Genomic DNA, 19,681 nt, shown 5'->3' on the forward strand with positions numbered 1-19,681 from the left:
TCGGCGACCTCAGCTCTCGGGTGCGCCCTTCATGTCCTCATTCTCGAGGGCGCTGATGCACAGATCGAGAGCCTCGCCGAGGTGGCGTTTGAGTTCCTCGTCGAGCGGGGAGACCATGAGTGCCGAGATCCTCTCAACACGTTCGACGGCCCGGTCGAGGGTCCTCCCTCCTTCATCGGTCAGGGTCGTCGGCAGTGCCCTGCCGGTTTCAGCTTTCGCCGCCCGCGTCACGAGACCCCGGTCCTGCAGGCCCTTCAGCAGGGTATTCATCGTCTGCCGGGTGACGAAGGCCCCGCGGGCGAGTTCCGAGTTCGACGCTCCCGGAGCCCGACGCAGCAGCTCGAGGCAGGCATACTGCGGTGTTGAGATGCCCAGCGGTCGCAGCGCCTCGTCCATGTGCGAGCGCAGCACCGACTGCAGGTGCTTGAGCTGATATCCGATCAGGGCTTCGAGTGCATCTGGTGCCTGTGGTGGCTCTTGACTCATGTAAGTATTCTGACATACATTGCTTATGTCAGAACCCTGACATATATTTCAGCGGCAAGAGATGGGAACGATCATGACTGTGACAGGACCGGATTTCCTCGCACTGCAGGTGCGAGACCTGGAGAAGTCGGCCGAATTCTACGAGGAGACGATCGGCCTGACGCGGGCGCCAGCAGGGCCGCCCGGAGCGGTGGTCTTCGCGACCTCTCCGATATCGTTCGCCGTGCGTGAGCCATTGCCCGGCGTTGATCTCGACTCGGTCGATCGCCCCGGAATCGGGGTGGCGCTGTGGTTCAACTGCGATGATGCCCAGGCTCTGCACGACCGCCTCGTCGAATCAGGGGTCGAGATCCTGCGCTCCCCGGCGCCGAGCCCCTTCGGCCTGACGTTCGCCTTCGTCGATCCCGAGGGCTACACGGTGACCATGCACGACGCCAGGTGAGTCTTCGGCACCCGGCCGGCTGAGGAGTGCCTGACGGTGACCTGGGATGTTGACCTCTCGCAGGGTGCTCACCCCAGGGAATCGACGATCTTCGCGATCCGGCGCTCCCGCGTGGCCTCGGCCTTTGCCGATTCGACCTGACGCACATGCTCCTTGCGCTTCGAAGGGGCCAGCCCGTCGAAGACCACACGGACGCCGGCACTGTCGAGCGCCTCGGCGAGGTCATCGGGAACCGGGGTCTCGCGCGACGAGGTGTCGTGGGTCAGTGTCACCTCGTGGGTCTCGTTGCCGGACACGCCCGCCGCCTCACGATGTTCCTTGGCCAATGGGAGGAGGAACTTTCCGCCCATCACCGCGGTCGTGGAGGGATAGGAGTACTCGGCGATCGTGACGATGACCGGGACTCGTTTGCCGACTCCGAAGCCGAGCACGATGTCCTCGGGCACCTCGATGCCGACATTATTGCCCAGCTGCAGGAGAGTCGTTGTGAAGGTGACCATGGCCGAAGCCTACGCCCGAATGGGCGCGTGCTCTAGTAGTCGTTGCGGTCGGCGCGGGCCCCGTCGGCGTCGACGTGGATGTCCGCGGCGCGGTCCTGTTCGGCCGCAGCGTGGTCATGTTCGACCTCGGCATGGTCCGCATCGGCCTCGTCCTCATCGTCATAGTCCTCGTCGGCCTGTGAGAACGTCGGGATCCAGCAGGAGACTCGTGCCGCGTAGTCGTCGTACTCGGCCCCGAAGCGCTGATGCAGGTCGGCTTCCTCGTGCGGGCGGATCAGCCAGTTCCACAGCAGAGAACCGGCGATGGCGTAGGCGATGACCATCCATGAACCGATGAAGAGCCCGATCGCCACACCCTGGACGATGCCGGCGATGGCCATGGGATTGCGAACGAAGGCGTACGGTCCCCGCTTGACGAAATGGTGGGCCATCGCGGCGGGCAGGGGTGTACCGGAACCGAAGTTCGCGATCGTCCGCGCAGACCACACGCCGAGGACGGTGCCGAAGGCGAGAAGGGCGAAACCGGCGACGATCACAAGGATCGGGAACTTCACGGACAGGTTCCAGCGTTCCTCGAACGAATTGATGATCCCCGGAATGACGATGAGGAACAGGCCCCAGAAGACCACGATCTGGATCGTGGTTCTGATCAGGAGCTGAGACCTCACGCGGGTGTGAGAGCTGCGGAAGGCGAATGGGCCGGTGACGAGGCGTTCGGATGGGATCCTGCCGAGGATCATGAGTGTCCCGGCGAGGACGCTGCCCACTGCTGCGGCCACCATGAGGACGGCGCCCAGGCCCGCCTCGGTGGTGACGGTGGCATAGATGACCATGCAGAGGGCGACGAGAGTCGTCCAGGCGGTGGCCACCCAGACGGCCCAGCGGAAGTTGAGTGCTGCCAGAGCCGAGCCGATGACGAACAGCGGGACGTCGACGATGGCGACGAGCAGCGGACTGAGACCACCCAGCGTCGCCTCACGCAGTGCTGGAAGCGTGATGGTGCCGAGCCACCACGCGGCGCCGGCGAGTGCCTGGAGGGCGAAGTACATTCGACCGTGGAAGATCCGCACCGGCTTGTTCTGTGCGGTGGGCTTTTTGTGCCTGCTCGGCATCTTCATCGATCGGCTCATGCGAACGCCGTCCCTCGGAAGCACACGGTCGTGGATCCGCCGACCCAGACCTCATCGTTTTCATGGGAGATCGAGACGACACCGGCTCGTCCGAGCGCGGTGCCCTGCGTGACGGTGTACTTCTCCGGCGCAATGCCGGAAGCGATGAGCCACTGCGCGACTGAGGCATTGAGGCTGCCCGTCACGGGATCCTCGGCCACGCCTGCGCCGGGGACGAACGCTCGGATCTCGAACTCATGCTCGCTCTCATCCGGGTGGGAACCCAGGACGCCGAGCTTGGCGTCGGGAATCTGCGAGAAGTCAGGTTCGAGGTCGAGGACCTGCTGCGCACTCGTCAGTCTCACTGCGGCCCAGCCTGGTCCGTTGTCGACCCACTGATGACCGAGGATCTCTGCGCGGTCGATGCGGAGTGCGGAGGCGATCTGCTCGACGAAGCCTTCGTCGAGGTCACCTGTGCGGATCGGGTCGGGAGCGGCGAACGACAGGGTCTGGCCACCTCGGCGAAGATTGACGAGTCCGGCACCGCACTCCTGGACCACGGTCGACTCGCTGCGCGGGACGCCTCCTGCCTCCAGCCATGCGGCCGCCGAGCCGAGTGTGGGGTGCCCGGCGAAGGGGAGCTCGCGGGCAGGAGTGAAGATCCGCAGGCGGTAGTCGGCGCGTGGGTCGCTGGGTGGGAGGACGAATGTGGTCTCCGAAAGATTCGTCCAATTCGCGATCCGAGCCATGTCCTCATCGGCCAGCCCCTCTGCGTCGAGGATCACGGCCACAGGGTTGCCGCGAAAGGGCTCGCTGGAGAAGACATCGACCTGGGCGAATGCTCGATTATGAGGCAAGAGGGGGAACTCCTTCGTTGAAAGGGCGCTGTTTCTTGAGGGTGCGCACTTCCCATGGTAATGGGGTGAAGCTCCAGGTGGGGGATCAGGTCCTGTTGCGTCGGAGTGTCAGAACCGCTGTGGGCACCGCGAGTGACAAGATAGCCTGCTATTTGTGCTGACGTGGTCTGTCGTGTGTCGAGTCGTCGTCACCGGTTGAGGGCGGCAGCGATCCGGTCGGGAGACAGGGCCGCATCGATGGCCAGATGCGCCGCGCCCAGTATGGCGGCATCTCCGGCTGCGCGCGAGGGGGCGATCGTCAGGTGTTCGGTCGACAAAGGGATGGAGCGCGCATAGACGACTTCGCGAACACCGGCCACGAGATGTTCGGCCGCCTGCGCCATGGTCCCGCCGATGAGGATGAGGGAGGGATTCATCAGGCTCACGCATGTGGTGAGGACCTCGCCGAGGTCGCGGCCGGCCTGACGGACGGCCTGTATCGCCGCCAGATCACCGGCCTTGACGAGCCCCACCACGTCGGCCGGAGTCCTCGTCCCCAGCCCCGACCGCGCGAGCTCGCGCGCAATCGCACGCCCCGAGGCGACCGCTTCCAGACACCCGCGATTGCCGCAGGCGCACGGAACGTCGGCCGCGCGAGGCAGGGCGACGTGGCCGATGTCACCCGCGGCTCCGTGCGAGCCGCGGCGCAGTGAGCCGCCGGAGATGATGCCTGCTCCGATTCCCGTGGCGACCTTGACGAAGATGAGATCCGTGGTGTCGGGCCAGGCTGAGCTGCGTTCGCCGAGGGCCATGATGTTGACGTCGTTGTCGACGAGAACCGGGGCGGAGAACGTCTCCTTGAGGGCACCCGGCAGATCGAACCGGTCCCATCCGGGCATGATCGGCGGATTGATCGGACGACCCGAGGAGAATTCGACCGGACCGGGCAGGCCGATGCCCACCCCGACGACATCCACGGCACTGCGATCAGCCTCGGCGAGCAGGCGCAGCGCCGAAGTGGTCAGCCACTCTATGGCGCTGACGGGTCCTTCGGAGATCTCGCGTTCCTCGCCGAGTTCCGCGAGGACGGCGCCGGTCAGATCCGTCACCGCCAGCCGAGCGTGTGAGGCGCCGAAGTCCGCGGCGACGACCACTCTGGCTCGAGGATTGAAGGCGAACTGCGAGCTCGGCCGGCCGCCTGTCGACACGGCGTCGCTGACGGGGGTGATGAGCCCCAGGCCGAGAAGCTGGTCGATCCTCTGCGCGACGGTGGGACGTGAGAGACCGGTCGACTTCGCCAGATCGGCCCGAGTCCGCGGCTGACCGTCGCGCAGGAGTTGAAAGAGCCCGCCGGCATGCGACAGGTCAGGGGCTTGCGAAACTGTCACCTGGCTCATCCCTTCAGTAAAGCACATTCGGTAAAGCACATTGCCCAAAGGTGACGATTGATAACTTACTTTTAAAAAAGGCTTGACAGAAGTAGGCAAGCTGGCATCAGAATGATTCATGGACACTGTCGCCCAGGCTTTCGCCCCTCCACCTCGAATCGGGATGGTGGGTGGCGGCTTCATGGCCCGCACGCATACCCGTGCCGCTCGCGCCGCCGGAGCTCACCTCGAGGTGATCGCAAGCTCGAGCGCCGCCGGCAGCCGCAGCGCTGCAGCTGAACTCGGCTACCGGGCAGCCGCGACCGGTGACGATCTCTTCGACCACGAGCTCGACGTCGTCCATGTCTGCACCCCGAACAGCACCCACGCCGAACACTCACGGCGAGCCCTCGACTCCGGCTCCCACATCATCTGCGAGAAGCCGCTGGCCGTTGACGCAGCCACCGCGCGCTCGATCCTCGAGCATGCGACATCGTTGGGACTGGGCGGAACCGTTCCGTTCGTCTACCGCTATCACCCGATGGTGCGTGAGGCCCGCGCCCGAATCCGGCGAGGAGACACCGGGGCTCTGCTGACCATCGATGCCAGCTATCTTCAGGATTGGATGCTCAGCGCCGATGACGACAACTGGCGTGTCGATGCCGGCTCCGGAGGCCCCTCCCGCGCCTTCGCGGACATCGGCTCCCACCTCGTCGATCTCATCGAGTTCATCACCGACGAACGCATAGTGTCCCTGGTCGCAACGACGAGAACCGTCCACCCCCGCCGAGGCGGAGCGACGGTGACCACGGAAGACACAGTTGCGATGACGGTCGAGATGAGCGGCGGTGGAATCGGCTCGGTCCTCATCTCCCAGCTCGCGCCGGGACGTAAGAACGGCCTCGTCATCGAGGTCGCGGGATCCAAGGAAAGTCTGCGATTCGCCCAAGAGCAGCCCGAAGAGCTGTGGGTGGGCCGTCGTGCCGGCAGTCTGCTCTTGATGCGCGACCCAGAGGTCCTGTCGGCCGATGCCGCTCGGCTGTGCAGGGTCCCGGCAGGACATCCGCAGGGCTATCAGGATGCATTCAATGCATTCGTCGCCGATTCCTACGCTGTCTTCGCCGGTGAGGAGCGTGAAGGTGTGCCGACCTTGGCCGACGGCGTTCGCGCGGCATCCGTGACAGAAGCCGTGCTCACATCGGCAGCCGAGCGCACGTGGGTCGAGGTCGAAGCGCCATGACCGATGCACCGGTGCTGCGCGCCACGGGGATCAGCAAACAGTTCTTCGGAGTCGAAGTGCTGCACGATATCGCGCTCGAGGTGCACGCCGGCACGGTCCACGGCCTTGTCGGGGAGAACGGAGCCGGAAAGTCCACGCTGATGAAGATCATCGCCGGCGTCTACCGCAGGGACGGCGGCGAGGTGCGCATCGATGGCCAGGTCGTCGACTTCTCCCATCCCGTCGATGCCGGCCGGGCAGGCGTGGCGACGGTCTTTCAGGAATTCAACCTGCTGCCCGATCGCACCGTCGCGCAGAACGTCTTCTTGGGTCGAGAGCCCCGAAGACGCGGCCTTGTCGATGTGCGCACGATGCGGTCGAAGACCCAGACTCTCCTCGATGAACTCGACGTTCAGGGAATCACCCCCGATGCGAAGGTCGGCTGGCTGACCGTGGCCGAACAGCAGATCGTCGAGATCATCAAAGCACTCTCCGTCGATGCCCGGGTGATCTCCATGGACGAACCCACCGCGGCGCTGTCCGACAATGAGGTTGCAGTCCTCTACCGGGTCATCGAGACTCTCAAATCCAAGGGCGTGGCGATCATCTACGTCTCGCACAGACTGCAGGAGGTCTTCGACCTCTGCGACACGATCACCGTGATGAAGGACGGTGCTCTCGTCACCAGCGAACCGGCGTCCCAGATGGATCAGGCGGGGCTCGTGCGCGCCATGGTCGGCAGGCCCATCAGCACGTTCTTTCCCGAGGCCGAGACGGGAACGGAGATCGGCGACACAGTGCTCTCGGTGACCGGCGGAGGCAACGAACAGCTTGACGGCATCGCCCTCGACCTGCGCGCCGGTGAGATCCTCGGGCTGGCCGGCCTGCAGGGTTCGGGACGGTCGGAACTGCTGTCCGCGGTCTTCGGTGCTGAGCCGTTCACCCGCGGTACGCTGCACCTCGACGGCGAGGCGGTCCGCATCGCCTCCGCCCGACAGGGCGTCCGGCGGGGTCTGGCTCTGGTCACGGAGGACCGCAAGGGCACAGGTCTGGTGCTCTCCCAATCCATTCTCGACAATGCGCTGCTGGCGATCCGCGCTGTCTTCCCCTCCCGCACTTCCGGTATGCGCGCCGAGATCCCGGGGATCCTCGAATCTCTCGAGGTCATCAGCCGCAACGCGGACCAGGAGGTCCGAGCGCTGTCGGGCGGCAACCAGCAGAAGGTCGTTCTGGCCAAATGGCTGGCCACCTCCCCACGTGTGGTGCTGCTCGACGAACCGACCCGAGGAATCGACGTCGGCGCGAAGGTCGCGGTCTACAAGCTGATCCGCAGCCTCGCCCGCCGAGGTGTGGCGATCGTCCTCGTCTCCAGCGAACTTCCCGAGGTCCTGGGAATGTCTGATCGGGTTCTCGTCATGTCGGATGGCCGAATCGCCGGGGAGCTTCCTCCGAGTTCGACGGAGGAAGAGGTCCTGGCCCTGGCCACCGGCACCGAGGCCCAGGTGGTCGGTGATGACGCGCACGTCAGCGCTGACTCCCGGGCCAGCGCTGACTCCCGGGAGGTGGGGGAACGATGAGAACCCAGCTGCGTCGCCTCGATACCACCGCACTCGTCTATCTCGCACTCATCGGAGTGCTCATCATCGGTGCCGTCCTCGTGGCCACGACCGGTCGCAACTTCTTCAGCCCGGGCAATGTCCGTGACATTCTCACCGGGATGAGCGTCTTGGGTCTCGTCGCCATCGGACAGACGCTCGTGATCCTCGGAGCATCCCTTGACCTCTCCGTTCCCTATGTCATGAGCTTGGCCAGTCTGGTCGCAGCGCAGACGATGAACGGCAGCGATGCATTGGTCCTCCCTGCGGTGCTGCTGACGTTGGTGGTCACGGCCGGCATCGGTCTGGCCAACGGACTCATCGTCACCGTCCTCGGAGTCCACGGTTTCGTTGCGACTCTGGGAGTCGGTCTCATCCTCAAGGGGTATCTGGACACGAACTACCAGGGCACAGAGGGCAGTGTTCCCTGGTCGTTCCAGCTCTTCGGCGCCACCGGCGTCGGACCGGTGCCGATCTCGACGATCGTCATGCTCGCCCTTGCCGGCCTCGTGGCATTCCTCCTGGTCCGGACCAGATTCGGCCACCACCTGTTTGCCGTCGGCGGCAACTCGGAGGTCGCCCGACTCTCCGGCGTCCGGCAGCGCCTGCCACTGATCGGAGCTCACATCGGCAGCTCCGTCTGTGCAGGATTGGCGGGTCTGCTGCTGGCGAGTCGCCTGGGTGTAGGCAGCCCGACCGTCGGCTCACAGGGCAGCTACGATCTGCTCTCGATCGCCGCGGTGGTCCTCGGCGGAACAGTTCTCATGGGCGGACGCGGTTCGATCTGGGGGACCATCGGCGGTGTCGCGATCTTCGCAGTCCTCGACAATCTCATGAGCGTCATGCAGTTCAACCCCTTCCTCAAGGACGTCATCCGCGGACTCGTCATCATCATCGCCGTGGCGCTCTACGCTCGCCGCCGGGTCATCGCCCGCAGAATCCGCTTCGCCGATGCGCCACCAGGACCGAACATCGCCACCGGGGCTGTGCCCGAGCGTGACCCCGAGACTGACCGTGACCCCGAGCGTGACCTCGAGACCGACCGTGAAGGGAGCCGAGGATGATTCCGAGAACTCCGGAGACCCGCCTCGGCGATGGGGGACTTCGTCGACTGATCGAACGGGCTGTGGATCCGCGGGGAGCCGTGGTCGTCCTCCTCATCGTCATCCTGATCGCCATCGTCGTCCTCAACCCGAGTTTCGCAGAGCCGGGTGCGCTCATGCGCTTCATCCAGCGGGTCTCGCCCGTGGTCATCGTCGCCATCGGCCAGTACTTCGTCATCGTCAGCGGCGAATTCGACCTGTCGATGGGCGCAGTGGTCACCGCGCAGGTGATGACCGCTGGCCATCTCATCGGCGAGGACGACTCGAAGACGGTGCCGGTGCTCATCATCATGCTGGTCATCGGCGTCGTCGTCGGCATCGTCAACGGGCTGGCCACGACGCTGCTCAAGGTTCCCTCGTTCATCGTCACCCTCGGCACGATGCTCGTCATCCACGGCGCAGTCATGTGGTGGACGGGCGGAGCGGCGACAGGCAATCCCGCCGAATCCTTCCGGCAACTCGGCCGGGGCGGGATCGAGGGGATCGCGATCCTCGGCCTCCTACCCTATGCCGTCCTGATTCTGGTGGCAGTCATCGTCTTCGCCGTCTGGATCTCCCGGAGACCATTCGGCAGGACCGTGGTCGCCATCGGCGACAACGCAGAGGCGGTGGCCTTCGCCGGAGCGAACGTGTGGAGGACGAAGACTCTCGCCTTCGTCCTGTCCTCCCTCGCAGCGACAGTGGCAGGAGTACTCCTCGCCGGCTATGCCGGGGTCCATCCCTCAGTCGGCCAGGGCTACGAATTCACCGCCATCACGGCAGTCGTTCTGGGAGGCGTGGTCCTCGGCGGCGGACGGGGAACCGTCCTCGGCGCACTGATCGGAGCCTTCACGCTCGAGTCACTCTTCACCCTGCTCAACTTCACCTCGGTGCCGGCAACGATGCGCGACGCGATCCAAGGAGCCATCATCATCGCTGCGGTCGCATACTCCGGTGTGGTCTTCGCGAAGAAGCGCAGACGGCCTGCCACCTCGGCGACCACGAGCCCGACGAATGAACAGACCGACCCAAGCACAACCTCGGCGGGGACACCTTCGCCGATCCAACTCACCGGCGGCGACGAAGCCGCACGGAAATGACAAGGGAGAGAACATCATGAGAAGAGGACTGAGGAGCGCGCTCGGCATTGCCAGTGCCGCCGCTCTCATCGCATTGGCGGGGTGCACGACCGACCCGTCTGTGGAACCGGCGGACGAAGGCGAAGGTGCGCAGGAGGAGGCACCGGCCGAGGAATGGTTCGACCAGGAGCTCTACGACCAGCAGTTCAAACAGCGTGAGGTCGAACCGGATGGCGCGGAGGACAAGCCCTACCTGCAGATGATCAACCCGAAGATGGGCGACACCTCGGAGTTCAAGTCCGATGGTGGGAAGAAGATGTGCTTCGCGAATGCATCGATCTCCAACCCCTGGCGCCAGACGGGGTGGATCACGATGAACGAGCAGCTCAAGGAGCTGAAGAAGAACGGTGTCATCACTGAGATGGAGACGCGTGATGCTCAGGACAACGACGATACGCAGATTGCGGACATCGACTACTTCATCGCCGAAGGCAACTGCGATGGCTTCATCATCTCGCCCAACTCGACGGCCGCAATCACACCGGCCGTCGAACGCGCATGCAAGACAGACAAGCCCGTGATCGTCTTCGACCGTGGTGTCGAAACGGACTGCGCCGTGACGTTCATCCACCCGATCGGCGGATTTGCATGGGGCATCGACACCTCGCAGTTCCTCATCGACAACCTCAGCGAGGGCGACAAGGTCGTGGCGCTGCGGATTCTGCCAGGTGTCGACGTGCTCGAACAGCGCTGGGCGGCAGCGGACAAGCTCTTCGGTGAGGCCGGAATCGAGGTCGTCGACTACTTCACCGAAGGTGACCCGGCCGAGATCAAGAAGGTCGTCTCAGATGAGCTGGCGAAGGGCGACGTCCAGGGCATCTGGATGGATGCGGGAGACGGCGCCGTATCCGCGATCGAAGCATTCGAGGATGCTGGCAAGGACTACCCGGTGATGACCGGCGAGGACGAGCTGAGCTTCCTGCGGAAGTGGAAGGACACCGAGATGACCGCTCTGGCTCCCGTGTACACGAACTTCCAGTGGCGGACCCCGCTGCTGGCCGCGGAGAAGATCTTCCAAGGTGAGGACGTCCCGACCGAATGGGTGCTGCCCCAGAGCCCGATCACGGCCGAGGACCTCGATGAGTACCTTGACCGGAACAAGGGAATGCCCGATGGCCACTATGCGAAGTTCGGCGGCGAGGACATGGCCGGATATCCAAAGGTGTGGCAGGACCGAGTCATCCCCTGATCGGGGAATGGGGATGACTCGGCGTGTGCGGATGAACGGGAGTGAGGACATGATCGGACCCCGTGAGATCGGCGTCAACACCTGGGTGTGGACGTCTCCGCTGACGACGGAGAACCTCGGCGATCTGGCGGACCGGGCCCGACGATTCGGGTTCGGTCTGCTGGAACTGCCAGTGGAGAACCCGGGTGAATGGGACCCGAACTCCGCCGCTGAGGTGCTTGCCGGGTACGGAATGGGTGCGCGGATCGTGGGGGCGATGGGTCCCGGTCGTGACCTCATCGACCCGTTGTATCGTGCGGATACCCAGGACTACCTCCGGCACTGTGTGGATGTGGCTCTCGCCGTGGGCTCGCCCACCGTGGCGGGTCCGTTCACGGCCGCGACCGGCCGAGTGTGGCGGATGGATGCGGGCGATCGGAGCAGGGTCGTGGAGGTGCTTCGGGAGGCACTGCGTCCCGTTGCCGACTATGCCGCCGAACGCAGCGTGACCCTGGCTGTGGAACCTCTCAATCGGTACGAGACCAGCATCATCAACACCGTCGACCAGGCCCTTTATGCTCTCGAACCCCTGCTGGACCGTGGTGTCGGGCTGGCTCTGGACAGCTATCACCTCAACATCGAGGAGCGTTCCCCGGCAGCCGCGATCCGGGCCGCCGGGGAGCATTGTCGGGTCGTGCAGGTATGCGGCAACGATCGCGGGGCCGTGGGCGGGGACCACACCGACTGGGACTCCTTTCTCGATGCTCTCGATGACATCGCCTACGCGGGACCGCTGACACTGGAGAGCTTCACCGCAGACAACGACACCATCGCCGTGGCTGCGTCCATCTGGCGTCCCCTGGCAAGGACCCAAGACGAACTGGCAAGATCCAGCGCCGAATTCCTCACCGAACTGCAGCTTTCGCGGGCTTCCGGTACGGGAGCGGCGGGCAGGAATTCAGCCGACGGGGACGCGGCGGACGGGGATTCGGCGGACAGGGTCCCGGCGGACACGAGCCCGGCGGACAAGGCAGCGAATATATCTGCGAGGGAGCAGCAATGACCGATTCATCTCATCCAGTCACTCTATTCACTGGTCAATGGGCCGATATGCCGTTCGAGGAGGTGGCTCGGCTGGCGGCATCCTGGGGCTATGACGGGCTGGAGATCGCGTGTTCCGGTGATCATCTCGACCTCGCCAGGGCTGACGAAGATCCTGCGTACCTGCAGTCACGCCTCGATGTTCTGGACAGGTACGGTCTCAAGGTGTGGGCGATCTCGAATCACCTGGCAGGCCAGGCCGTGTGCGACGACCCGATCGATTTCCGCCATCAGGCGATCGTGCGTGACTACGTCTGGGGCGATGGCGACGCGGAAGGGGTGCGCCGACGAGCCGCTGAAGATATGAAGCGGGCAGCCCGGGTGGCCCGAAAGCTCGGTGTAGACACTGTAGTCGGGTTCACGGGATCGAAGATCTGGCCGTATGTGGCGATGTTCCCACCTGTCCCAGCCGAGGTCATCGATGCCGGCTTCGAGGACTTCGCAACTCGGTGGAATCCGATCCTCGACGTCTTCGATGGCGAGGGGGTGCGCTTTGCTCACGAGGTTCATCCGTCTGAGATCGCCTACGACTACTGGACGACGGTGCGGGCACTGGAGTGCATCGAACACCGGGAAGCCTTCGGCCTCAACTGGGACCCGAGCCACCTGCTGTGGCAGGGCCTGGACACGATCGGCTTCATCACCGACTTCGCCGATCGCATCTACCACGTCGACTGCAAAGACACACGACTTCGGCCTGCGAGCGGGCGAAGCGGCATCCTCGGTTCGCATCTTCCGTGGGGTGATCCTCGGCGAGGGTGGGATTTCGTGTCGACGGGGCACGGGGACATGCACTGGGAGGACGCGTTTCGAGCGCTGAGGTCGATCGGCTACACCGGGCCGATCTCGATCGAATGGGAAGATGCCGGGATGGATCGTCTCCACGGTGCCGCCGAGGCGGTCGTGCGCATCCGTGAACTGCTGTGGAAGAAGCCTGACGCGTCCTTCGATGCCGCGTTCTCGAACCAGTAGGTGCTGCTCGGATGACTGAGCGCAGTGACCCGGACCAGTGGGCGCAGTGACCCGGACCAGCGGGCGCAGCAACTCGGACCAGTGGGCGCAACGGTGTCCGTCTACTGACTGGCGAAGGCCAACGTTCCGCCCAAGCCGATGAGCATGCCGCCGCCGATTCCACGGATGCGCGACATCCGCCTCGGCGAGCGAGCGAACCAGCTGCGCGCGGTACCGGCGATGAAGGCCCACGACCCGTCCGAGAACAGGGCAAGAGCCTGGAAGAGGAGACCGAGGACGATCATCTGCAACGGCACATGCCCGGCCTCGATCGAGACGAACTGGGGGAGGGCTGCGACGAAGAAGATGATGGTCTTCGGGTTCGAGATGCCGACGATGAAGCCCTGCATGAACATCGAGCGATAGGTGACTTCACGACCAGCGGGGACGAAGGAATCCGCTTCGGTCTCAGCCTCCAGCGCCGATGATGGGTCCTCGGGCACCTCATTGCCGACCTTGCGGTGTCGGATGCCCTGGACGCCCAAGTATACGAGGTAGCCGGCGCCCAGGATCTTGACGATCGTGAAGATGACGACCGATTGGGCGACGATGGTGCCCACCCCGAAGGCCACGGCCACGATGATCGGGATGATGCCGACGCTGCCGCCGAGCACGCTCGTCAGGCCTGAACGTCTGCCGTGTGAGAGTGATTGGCCGACGACGAAGAGCACCGTCGGCCCCGGAATCACGATGATGACGAGGGCTGCGGCGAGAAAGGCGAGAAGAGCGTCGGTGGTCGGCACAGAAGAATTCTATGGTCGCGGCTCAACCGCAGGTAAGGGTCTGACGCGGAGAGTTCGATCACATGACCGACGACCCGTGCGGACTTTCGGAACGGAGCCTGAAGACGTCACTCAGGGTCGGTTCATAGACTGGGCCGCTATGAGTGAGCAATTGACGACGGAGGTGCGTGCATGGACCTGAAGCAGGGAGTTTCAACCTGGTGGGAGGCCATCACTTCCGGGTTCGGGCGCCAGGACGGGCTGGAACCCGATGCCGTGCAGCTGGTCCTCGTCATCGGCATTCCTCTTCTCGTCACGCTGACGCCGGGAATCTGGCGATTCTTCGGCATGTTCGTCACCTTCGTGCACGAACTCGGCCACGCCTTCGCCGCATTGATGACGGGGCGGGTCGTCAAGGGAATCTCCCTGAACTTCGACCATTCCGGTCAGATGAACTCCTTCGGCAAGGTCGGATTCTCGGCGACGTGGTCGGGATTCTGGGGATATCCGGCACCCGGTGTCCTTGGATTGGTCCTCATCACCTCGGCGACTCAGGGGTGGGCGCCACTGGCTCTGTCAGTTGGGGCGCTCATCCTTCTGGTTGCGCTCATCTTCATCCGGAACCTCGCTGGTGCCATGATCGCAGTGGTCACGGCGGTGGCCGCGCAGCTCGTCGTCGTATTCCTGCCGGTCGAGTGGCTCGCCGTGTTCGTCGCCGGCCTGGGAACGGCCCTGATGATCGGCTCGCTCAAGGACCTCGTCAAGGTATTCCGCGTCCATACCCGCAGGCGCCACGTCCAACAGTCGGATGCCTACATCCTCGCCCAGGGTTCGAGCCTGCCAGCGGGAGCCTGGCTGAGCCTGTTCGCACTGGTGATCATCGTCTGCGCGCTCGCCTCCGCATACATCCTGTACTCGGCGTCCACGATTGCGATCGGCTGATCTGAGGTCACGCAGGGTCACTTGGGGCAGTTCGGATCTGGGGTCGCAGCAGTTGGGTGGGGGCTGGAAGTAGTTGGGTCGGTGCTGGAAGCAGCCCGCGCCCAGGGGCGGGAGTAGTCGGGTCAGTGCCGGATGGCAGAATCGGAGTATGAATCCGAGCCCGAAGTATGCTGCTGTGCTGTTCGACTGCGACGGGGTGCTCGTCGATTCTGAGCGCCTCACGAACTCGGTTCTCTGGGAAATGCTCAATGAGCTGGGGTGGCAGATCTCGCGAGAGGAATGTGTGTCCCGATTCGTCGGGAAGATGCTCCGCGACGAGGTGGACGTCATCGAGGAGCATTCCGGTTTCCGTATCGACGCTGAGTGGCTGAGTGTGTTCCGTGGGCGTCGCAATGATGCTCTGGAGGCTTCATTGGAAGCAATACCGGGAGTCGCCGAGGCGGTCCGTGTCCTTGACACGGCTTACCCCGGTAGGCTCGCGTGCGCGTCGAGCGCTGACCGCCCCAAGATCAACCTGCAGCTGCAGAAGATCGGGCTCTTCGACGTCTTCGACGGTCGGATCTTCTCCGGAATGGAGCTGCCTCAGTCGAAGCCGGCGCCGGACGTGTATCTGGCGGCCGCCGATGCTCTCGGCGTCGATCCTACGGAGACAGCAGTAATCGAGGATTCGCCGACCGGTGTGACAGCAGGAGTTGCGGCTGGCGCACGCGTGCTCGGTTTCTGCCCCGACTCGCCAGTCCATCAGAGACCCGAGGCGCTCGAAGGCGTGGGAGCCCATGAGATCTTCACTGCGATGGAGCAGCTGCCGGGCCTGCTCTTGCGCTGAGGTGCGCTCAGAAGCGCGCGGGATTCCCCGGACTTCGGTGTCAGGTGGTTGGCCGGTTGAGGGAGCAGGTGATGGTTGAAAAGATCCTCTCTGTTACGTCCATTATGGCTTCATGATCGAATAAGGATCGAACGAATATATCGTTTGTTATCGACTCGTGATGTTAATCACTGACGATCACGACTAGAATTGAGGTAGGCACTCACATCGACGTGAAGATCAGGTGACCACCAGTGAAGTTCCCCTCCGAATCCGACAGCACCGGTTCCGAACCTGCTCGTGACTCCGATGGAACCTCTCATTGCGCTGAGAAGCCTCAACCCAATGCCACTTCAAACTCCGATGGGTCCACTTCGGGCGACGAGACTGGTCCGGCATCTACCGCTGGCGCCGATACCGATACCGATACCGATACCGATACAGGTGCTGATGCTGGCGGAGCGGCCCGCGGGCCAACTCATTTCTCTCGCCGCCTCCGCATTGATGCGGATTCACCTTTTGCGGACGCTGCGAAAGTATTCGCCGTGAGCGATCAGGCGCAGCTATGGGCACTGGACGTCTCTGCTGAACTCTTCTTCAATGAAACTGTAGAGAATCTGCGCCTCCACAATCCTCATCCTGGGCAGCCATATGCTCACGCGACGATCGCCGAAACCGTTCGCCGGTTCCAGCGTGACCGCCGCTCTTCCGGAGCTGCGAAGTCCAAGAACCCGGAGAACCCCAAGAAGGGCAAGCGGCAACTCCCGTCCTTTCCTCGATTCAGGCTGGACCAGACCTTCTACGGCTGGGTTCACGAACTCTCCCAGGCCGAAGACATCGCGGAGTTCACAGCCGTTCTGGGGACGACGACCGCGCGGGCGTATTCCCAGATAACCTCGGCGATGATTCTCTTGCATGGGCTGCCCAAATTCTTTGCGCGCTGCCTCGCCGGTGAGTTCACGATCGAACACGCCCATGCCACCGCTCATGCCTGCAGGGACATCAAGTTTGAGAACCTCCCTCTCATCGACGACTACCTTGCGGATCGTCGCGCGGACATCACGCTCGAAACCTTCAAGAAGTCTTTGGGCATGAAGATCGCAGTCGTCGAACCTCTTGAGGAACGTGTGGAAGAGGCGAGCAAGCGTCGACGTGTCGATATAACGACGACCGCCGATGGAACTGCGTTCCTCACCTTGGCTGGACCAGCGCCCGAACTACAGGCCTGCTATCTGCGAATAGCGGCCTTTGCGCGAGCGATACGGTCCGGGAACATCGCGGCCTTCAGTGACCAGCTGGCGCCGGGCACCGAGATCGACGATGACCGGGGAATTGACGCACTCATGTTCGACATTCTCACGCGAACCATCCCGCAGCTCAGCATTCAGGTCACTGCGACCGATACGACGACAGGGGAGACGTCAACACACGACATTCCTCTCGATGTGCCCGCTGAGCAACCGCCTAGCCCGGCCTCTGTCATCAACGCTGTGAACGAACGTATCACCGAGGCTGGTGACGCGAGCGCCAGCGCCGCTGCCGCCGCCACCGCCTGCGGATCCATTTCGGAAGCCGACGAAGAGGCGAGCAGAGTGGAAGTCGCTCTCACGATGCCCACTCACGAGCAGTGGCTGGGCTCGCAGGCCAAGATGATCACCACAGTCCCCTTCCTCACGCTCGCTGGCTCCTCAGAACTTCCCGGCACATTCTCCGACGGCTCTCCGATCCCAGCAGATACTGCGCGTCGCGTCGCCAGACATGCGAAGTCCTGGACGCGGATTCTCACGGACCCTGCCAGCGGCACACCGGTCGATGCGAAGGCTACGACCTACCAAATACCCGAGAGCGTCCGTCAGACCTTGATCGCCAAATGGCAGGCATGCACGATTCCCGGTTGCACGCGCAGGGCAGAGAGCACGGAGATCGACCACATCGTGCCCTTCGACCATGATCATCCGGCAGAAGGCGGGCTTACCCGATTCGGCAATCTCCACCCGCTGTGCAAACTGCATCATCAGGCGAAGACTGATCGCAAATACTCGGTGCGGATGAACCGCGCAGGATTCCTTCAGTACGTCTTTCGACACGGAATGAGAACCGAGGTGGCGGCTGGCGACCATCCGATCAATGCCGCTCACGCGAAGATGTTCGTTGAGATGCAGCGACAGGCTGCCCGCACATCTGATCCGCCGAAGACGAAAACACGTGCGGCAGATGAGCCGTGGCATGGCGACAAGCGAATATCTCAAGAATGTCCGGGGCCACTCGCTGCCGACGGTCAGGCCGGGTGGGTGAAGAACACCTCAATGCTCAACGACCGCGCGAAGGAAAACGAATGGATCTGGGACGCCGGTGGTCCACCGCCATTCTGAACTTCCGATCCCAGTAGAAAGCCGCCGGTGGTGGGCGCGCATGCACCACCACCGACGGCTGGAACTGAGGGTCTAGGCGGAACCTCTGGACGGAACTGCTTGTTCAGCAGGAGAGCGTCAGTCTTCTGTCTCTCTGATCACTCGGCGCACATCGTCTTGAGTCTGCGCCTCGCCCTTCTTGATCGCCTCCACAACCTTTTCGTGCTGCTGCTCCGTGACGACAGGAACCTCCTCGCCGTTGCAGTCGACGATCTTCCCGTCCTTGACGGTGTCGCCCTCGGCGAGCAGTGCCTCATGGTTGATGAGTCGCTCGAGCTCGTCTCTGCGGATGACTCGGCCGGTGCCTGCAACGAACACCGAACGTTCGGTGCGGTCCTTGTTTTTCACACCGATGTGGTTGAAGACCAGGTTGAGCAGCACGGCCATGAGAGTGGCCGAGGAGATTCCTGAGTGGAGGATGATTCCGACCCACGAGGGGAAGGAGTTGTAGAAGTCGGGCTGGACGACCGGGATGATGCCGAACGCCAAGGACACCGCCACCAGGATCATGTTGAGGTTGCCCTCGTACTCGACCTTCGACAGGGTGCGGATGCCCGAAGCAGCCACCGTGCCGAAGAGGACGATGCCTGCGCCGCCGAGGACGGGGGAGGGTATCGCGGCAACGACTCCTCCCATGACAGGCAGCAGGCCGAGGACGACGAGAATGACACCGCCGGCTGTGACCACGAAACGAGACTTCACCCCGGTGATCGCCACAAGTCCGACGTTCTGGGCGAAGGCCGACTGGGTGAAGGAGTTGAAGATCGGTGACACTGCCGAGGACAGCATGTCCGCGCGCAGGCCATTGGAGATCCGCTTGGAGTCGACCTTGGTCTTGACGATTTCGCCCACCGCGATGATGTCGGCAGTGGTCTCTGCGAAGGTGACGATGATGACGATGAACATCGAGATGATCGCCGCAGCAGAGAAGGTCGGCATTCCGAAGGCAAACGGTTCGGGGAACGCAAACACGCCCCGATCGAGCACGTGAGAGAAATCGGCCCAGCCGAAGATGAGGCAGATGACAGTTCCGACCACGATTGCCAGAAGGATGGACAGGCGGGAGATCGCGGCCACGGGAATTCGGCTGAGTAGGAGGACGACGGCAAGGGTACCGACAGCGATGAGGATATTGCGACCGCTGCCGTAATCGGGTGCCTCTGCGTTTCCGCCCATGGCCCAACCTGCGGCCACTGGCATGAGGGACAAGCCGATCGTCGTGATGACGGTGCCTGTGACGACTGGAGGGAAGAACTTCACGATGAGCGCGAAGCCTGGAGCGACGATGAGGCCGATCACCGAGGCGACCAGGACAGCGCCGAAGACCTCCGGAAGCCCTTCACCTCCCGCGAGGATCGAGGTCATGGTGGCGACGCCGGCAAATGACACTCCCTGCACCAGCGGCAGCTGTGAGCCGAAGAACGGAACGCCGAACGACTGCAGAATCGTGGCCAACCCGCCTACGAACAGGCATGATGCGATCAGCACGCTGATTCCGGCGCCATCGAGGCCGGCGGCCTTGCCGATGATGAGGGGGACGGCGATGATGCCGCCGTACATGGTCAGAACGTGCTGAAGACCGTAGGCAAATGAGGTGCCGACCGGAAGCCGTTCATCCTCCGGACGGGCCGCTTCTGCCCGGGAATTCTTGGGCGTCTGCTTTGATGTCGACATCTATCTCTCCGTTGAGTTCTTCCCTGAGTAACAGCCTCGGGGCCCTCGCTTGGATAAGCGATTCGGGTGGTC

Annotated in this window: 18 protein-coding genes; 11 read left to right on the forward strand and 7 right to left on the reverse strand. The window is 63.5% G+C overall.

What is annotated here, in order from left to right:
- Positions 1-9: 9 nt before the first annotated feature.
- Positions 10-486 (reverse strand): MarR family winged helix-turn-helix transcriptional regulator, encoded by a 477-nt coding sequence (locus FO013_RS12130; RefSeq protein WP_143922789.1) that lies wholly within the window; start codon positions 484-486, stop codon positions 10-12.
- Between the two features lie 73 nt (positions 487-559).
- Between FO013_RS12130 and FO013_RS12135 the strand changes: the two genes are divergently transcribed.
- Complete coding sequence (locus FO013_RS12135) at positions 560-928, forward strand: VOC family protein (protein ID WP_143922790.1); 369 nt, start codon at positions 560-562, stop codon at positions 926-928.
- 68 nt (positions 929-996) lie between these two features.
- On the opposite strand, the gene FO013_RS12140 is transcribed toward FO013_RS12135, so the two are convergent.
- The 4 genes from FO013_RS12140 to FO013_RS12155 form a co-directional block, all read right to left on the reverse strand.
- Positions 997-1,428, reverse strand: a complete 432-nt coding sequence (locus FO013_RS12140) for a YdeI/OmpD-associated family protein (RefSeq protein WP_143922791.1) — start codon at positions 1,426-1,428, stop codon at positions 997-999.
- Positions 1,429-1,460: 32 nt separating this feature from the next.
- A complete protein-coding gene (locus tag FO013_RS12145; protein WP_143922792.1) occupies positions 1,461-2,558 on the reverse strand; it encodes a methyltransferase family protein in 1,098 nt (365 codons plus the stop codon).
- On the reverse strand, positions 2,555-3,394 hold the full coding sequence (locus FO013_RS12150) for a PhzF family phenazine biosynthesis protein (protein WP_143922793.1): 840 nt from the start codon (positions 3,392-3,394) through the stop codon (positions 2,555-2,557). Before FO013_RS12150 ends, FO013_RS12145 begins: the two co-directional genes overlap by 4 nt.
- A 188-nt stretch (positions 3,395-3,582) precedes the next feature.
- Entirely contained in the window at positions 3,583-4,770 is a 1,188-nt protein-coding gene (locus FO013_RS12155) for an ROK family transcriptional regulator (RefSeq protein WP_143922794.1), read from the reverse strand.
- Positions 4,771-4,879: 109 nt separating this feature from the next.
- Here FO013_RS12155 and FO013_RS12160 point away from each other — a divergent pair, with 109 nt between their 5' ends.
- From FO013_RS12160 to FO013_RS12190, 7 genes are read left to right on the forward strand one after another with little or no spacing between them, the layout of a single operon-like run.
- Entirely contained in the window at positions 4,880-5,980 is a 1,101-nt protein-coding gene (locus tag FO013_RS12160; protein WP_143922795.1) for a Gfo/Idh/MocA family protein, read from the forward strand.
- On the forward strand, positions 5,977-7,536 hold the full coding sequence (locus tag FO013_RS12165) for a sugar ABC transporter ATP-binding protein (protein WP_143922796.1): 1,560 nt from the start codon (positions 5,977-5,979) through the stop codon (positions 7,534-7,536). The genes FO013_RS12160 and FO013_RS12165 overlap by 4 nt, the downstream gene beginning before the upstream one ends.
- A complete protein-coding gene (locus FO013_RS12170; RefSeq protein ID WP_260848120.1) occupies positions 7,533-8,618 on the forward strand; it encodes an ABC transporter permease in 1,086 nt (361 codons plus the stop codon). The genes FO013_RS12165 and FO013_RS12170 overlap by 4 nt, the downstream gene beginning before the upstream one ends.
- Positions 8,615-9,736 carry an ABC transporter permease gene (locus tag FO013_RS12175; RefSeq protein WP_143922797.1) on the forward strand — a complete coding sequence of 374 codons (1,122 nt, stop codon included), beginning with the start codon at positions 8,615-8,617 and terminating at the stop codon, positions 9,734-9,736. Before FO013_RS12170 ends, FO013_RS12175 begins: the two co-directional genes overlap by 4 nt.
- A 16-nt stretch (positions 9,737-9,752) precedes the next feature.
- Entirely contained in the window at positions 9,753-10,964 is a 1,212-nt protein-coding gene (locus FO013_RS12180; protein ID WP_143922798.1) for a substrate-binding domain-containing protein, read from the forward strand.
- A gap of 49 nt (positions 10,965-11,013) precedes the next feature.
- Complete coding sequence (locus FO013_RS12185) at positions 11,014-12,006, forward strand: sugar phosphate isomerase/epimerase family protein (protein WP_143922799.1); 993 nt, start codon at positions 11,014-11,016, stop codon at positions 12,004-12,006.
- Positions 12,003-13,016, forward strand: a complete 1,014-nt coding sequence (locus tag FO013_RS12190; protein ID WP_143922800.1) for a sugar phosphate isomerase/epimerase family protein — start codon at positions 12,003-12,005, stop codon at positions 13,014-13,016. The genes FO013_RS12185 and FO013_RS12190 overlap by 4 nt, the downstream gene beginning before the upstream one ends.
- Before the next feature lie 101 nt (positions 13,017-13,117).
- Here FO013_RS12190 and FO013_RS12195 read toward each other — a convergent pair whose 3' ends face one another.
- The gene (locus FO013_RS12195; protein ID WP_143922801.1) at positions 13,118-13,798 is read right to left on the reverse strand and encodes a LysE family translocator; all 681 of its coding nucleotides are present in this window, start codon (positions 13,796-13,798) and stop codon (positions 13,118-13,120) included.
- A 171-nt stretch (positions 13,799-13,969) separates the two neighbouring features.
- Here FO013_RS12195 and FO013_RS12200 point away from each other — a divergent pair, with 171 nt between their 5' ends.
- The 3 genes from FO013_RS12200 to FO013_RS12210 all read left to right on the forward strand — a co-directional run bounded on the left by FO013_RS12200 (position 13,970) and on the right by FO013_RS12210 (position 17,896).
- Entirely contained in the window at positions 13,970-14,719 is a 750-nt protein-coding gene (locus tag FO013_RS12200; protein WP_143922802.1) for a M50 family metallopeptidase, read from the forward strand.
- A gap of 148 nt (positions 14,720-14,867) precedes the next feature.
- The gene (locus FO013_RS12205; RefSeq protein ID WP_143922803.1) at positions 14,868-15,545 is read left to right on the forward strand and encodes an HAD family hydrolase; all 678 of its coding nucleotides are present in this window, start codon (positions 14,868-14,870) and stop codon (positions 15,543-15,545) included.
- Positions 15,546-16,069: 524 nt separating this feature from the next.
- On the forward strand, positions 16,070-17,896 hold the full coding sequence (locus tag FO013_RS12210) for an HNH endonuclease signature motif containing protein (protein WP_186293080.1): 1,827 nt from the start codon (positions 16,070-16,072) through the stop codon (positions 17,894-17,896).
- Positions 17,897-18,013: 117 nt separating this feature from the next.
- Here FO013_RS12210 and FO013_RS12215 read toward each other — a convergent pair whose 3' ends face one another.
- Complete coding sequence (locus tag FO013_RS12215; protein WP_143922805.1) at positions 18,014-19,609, reverse strand: nucleobase:cation symporter-2 family protein; 1,596 nt, start codon at positions 19,607-19,609, stop codon at positions 18,014-18,016.
- Positions 19,610-19,681 lie beyond the last annotated feature (72 nt).

It is taken from the genome of Brevibacterium aurantiacum (assembly GCF_007558825.1).
GTDB lineage: Bacteria > Actinomycetota > Actinomycetes > Actinomycetales > Brevibacteriaceae > Brevibacterium > Brevibacterium aurantiacum_A.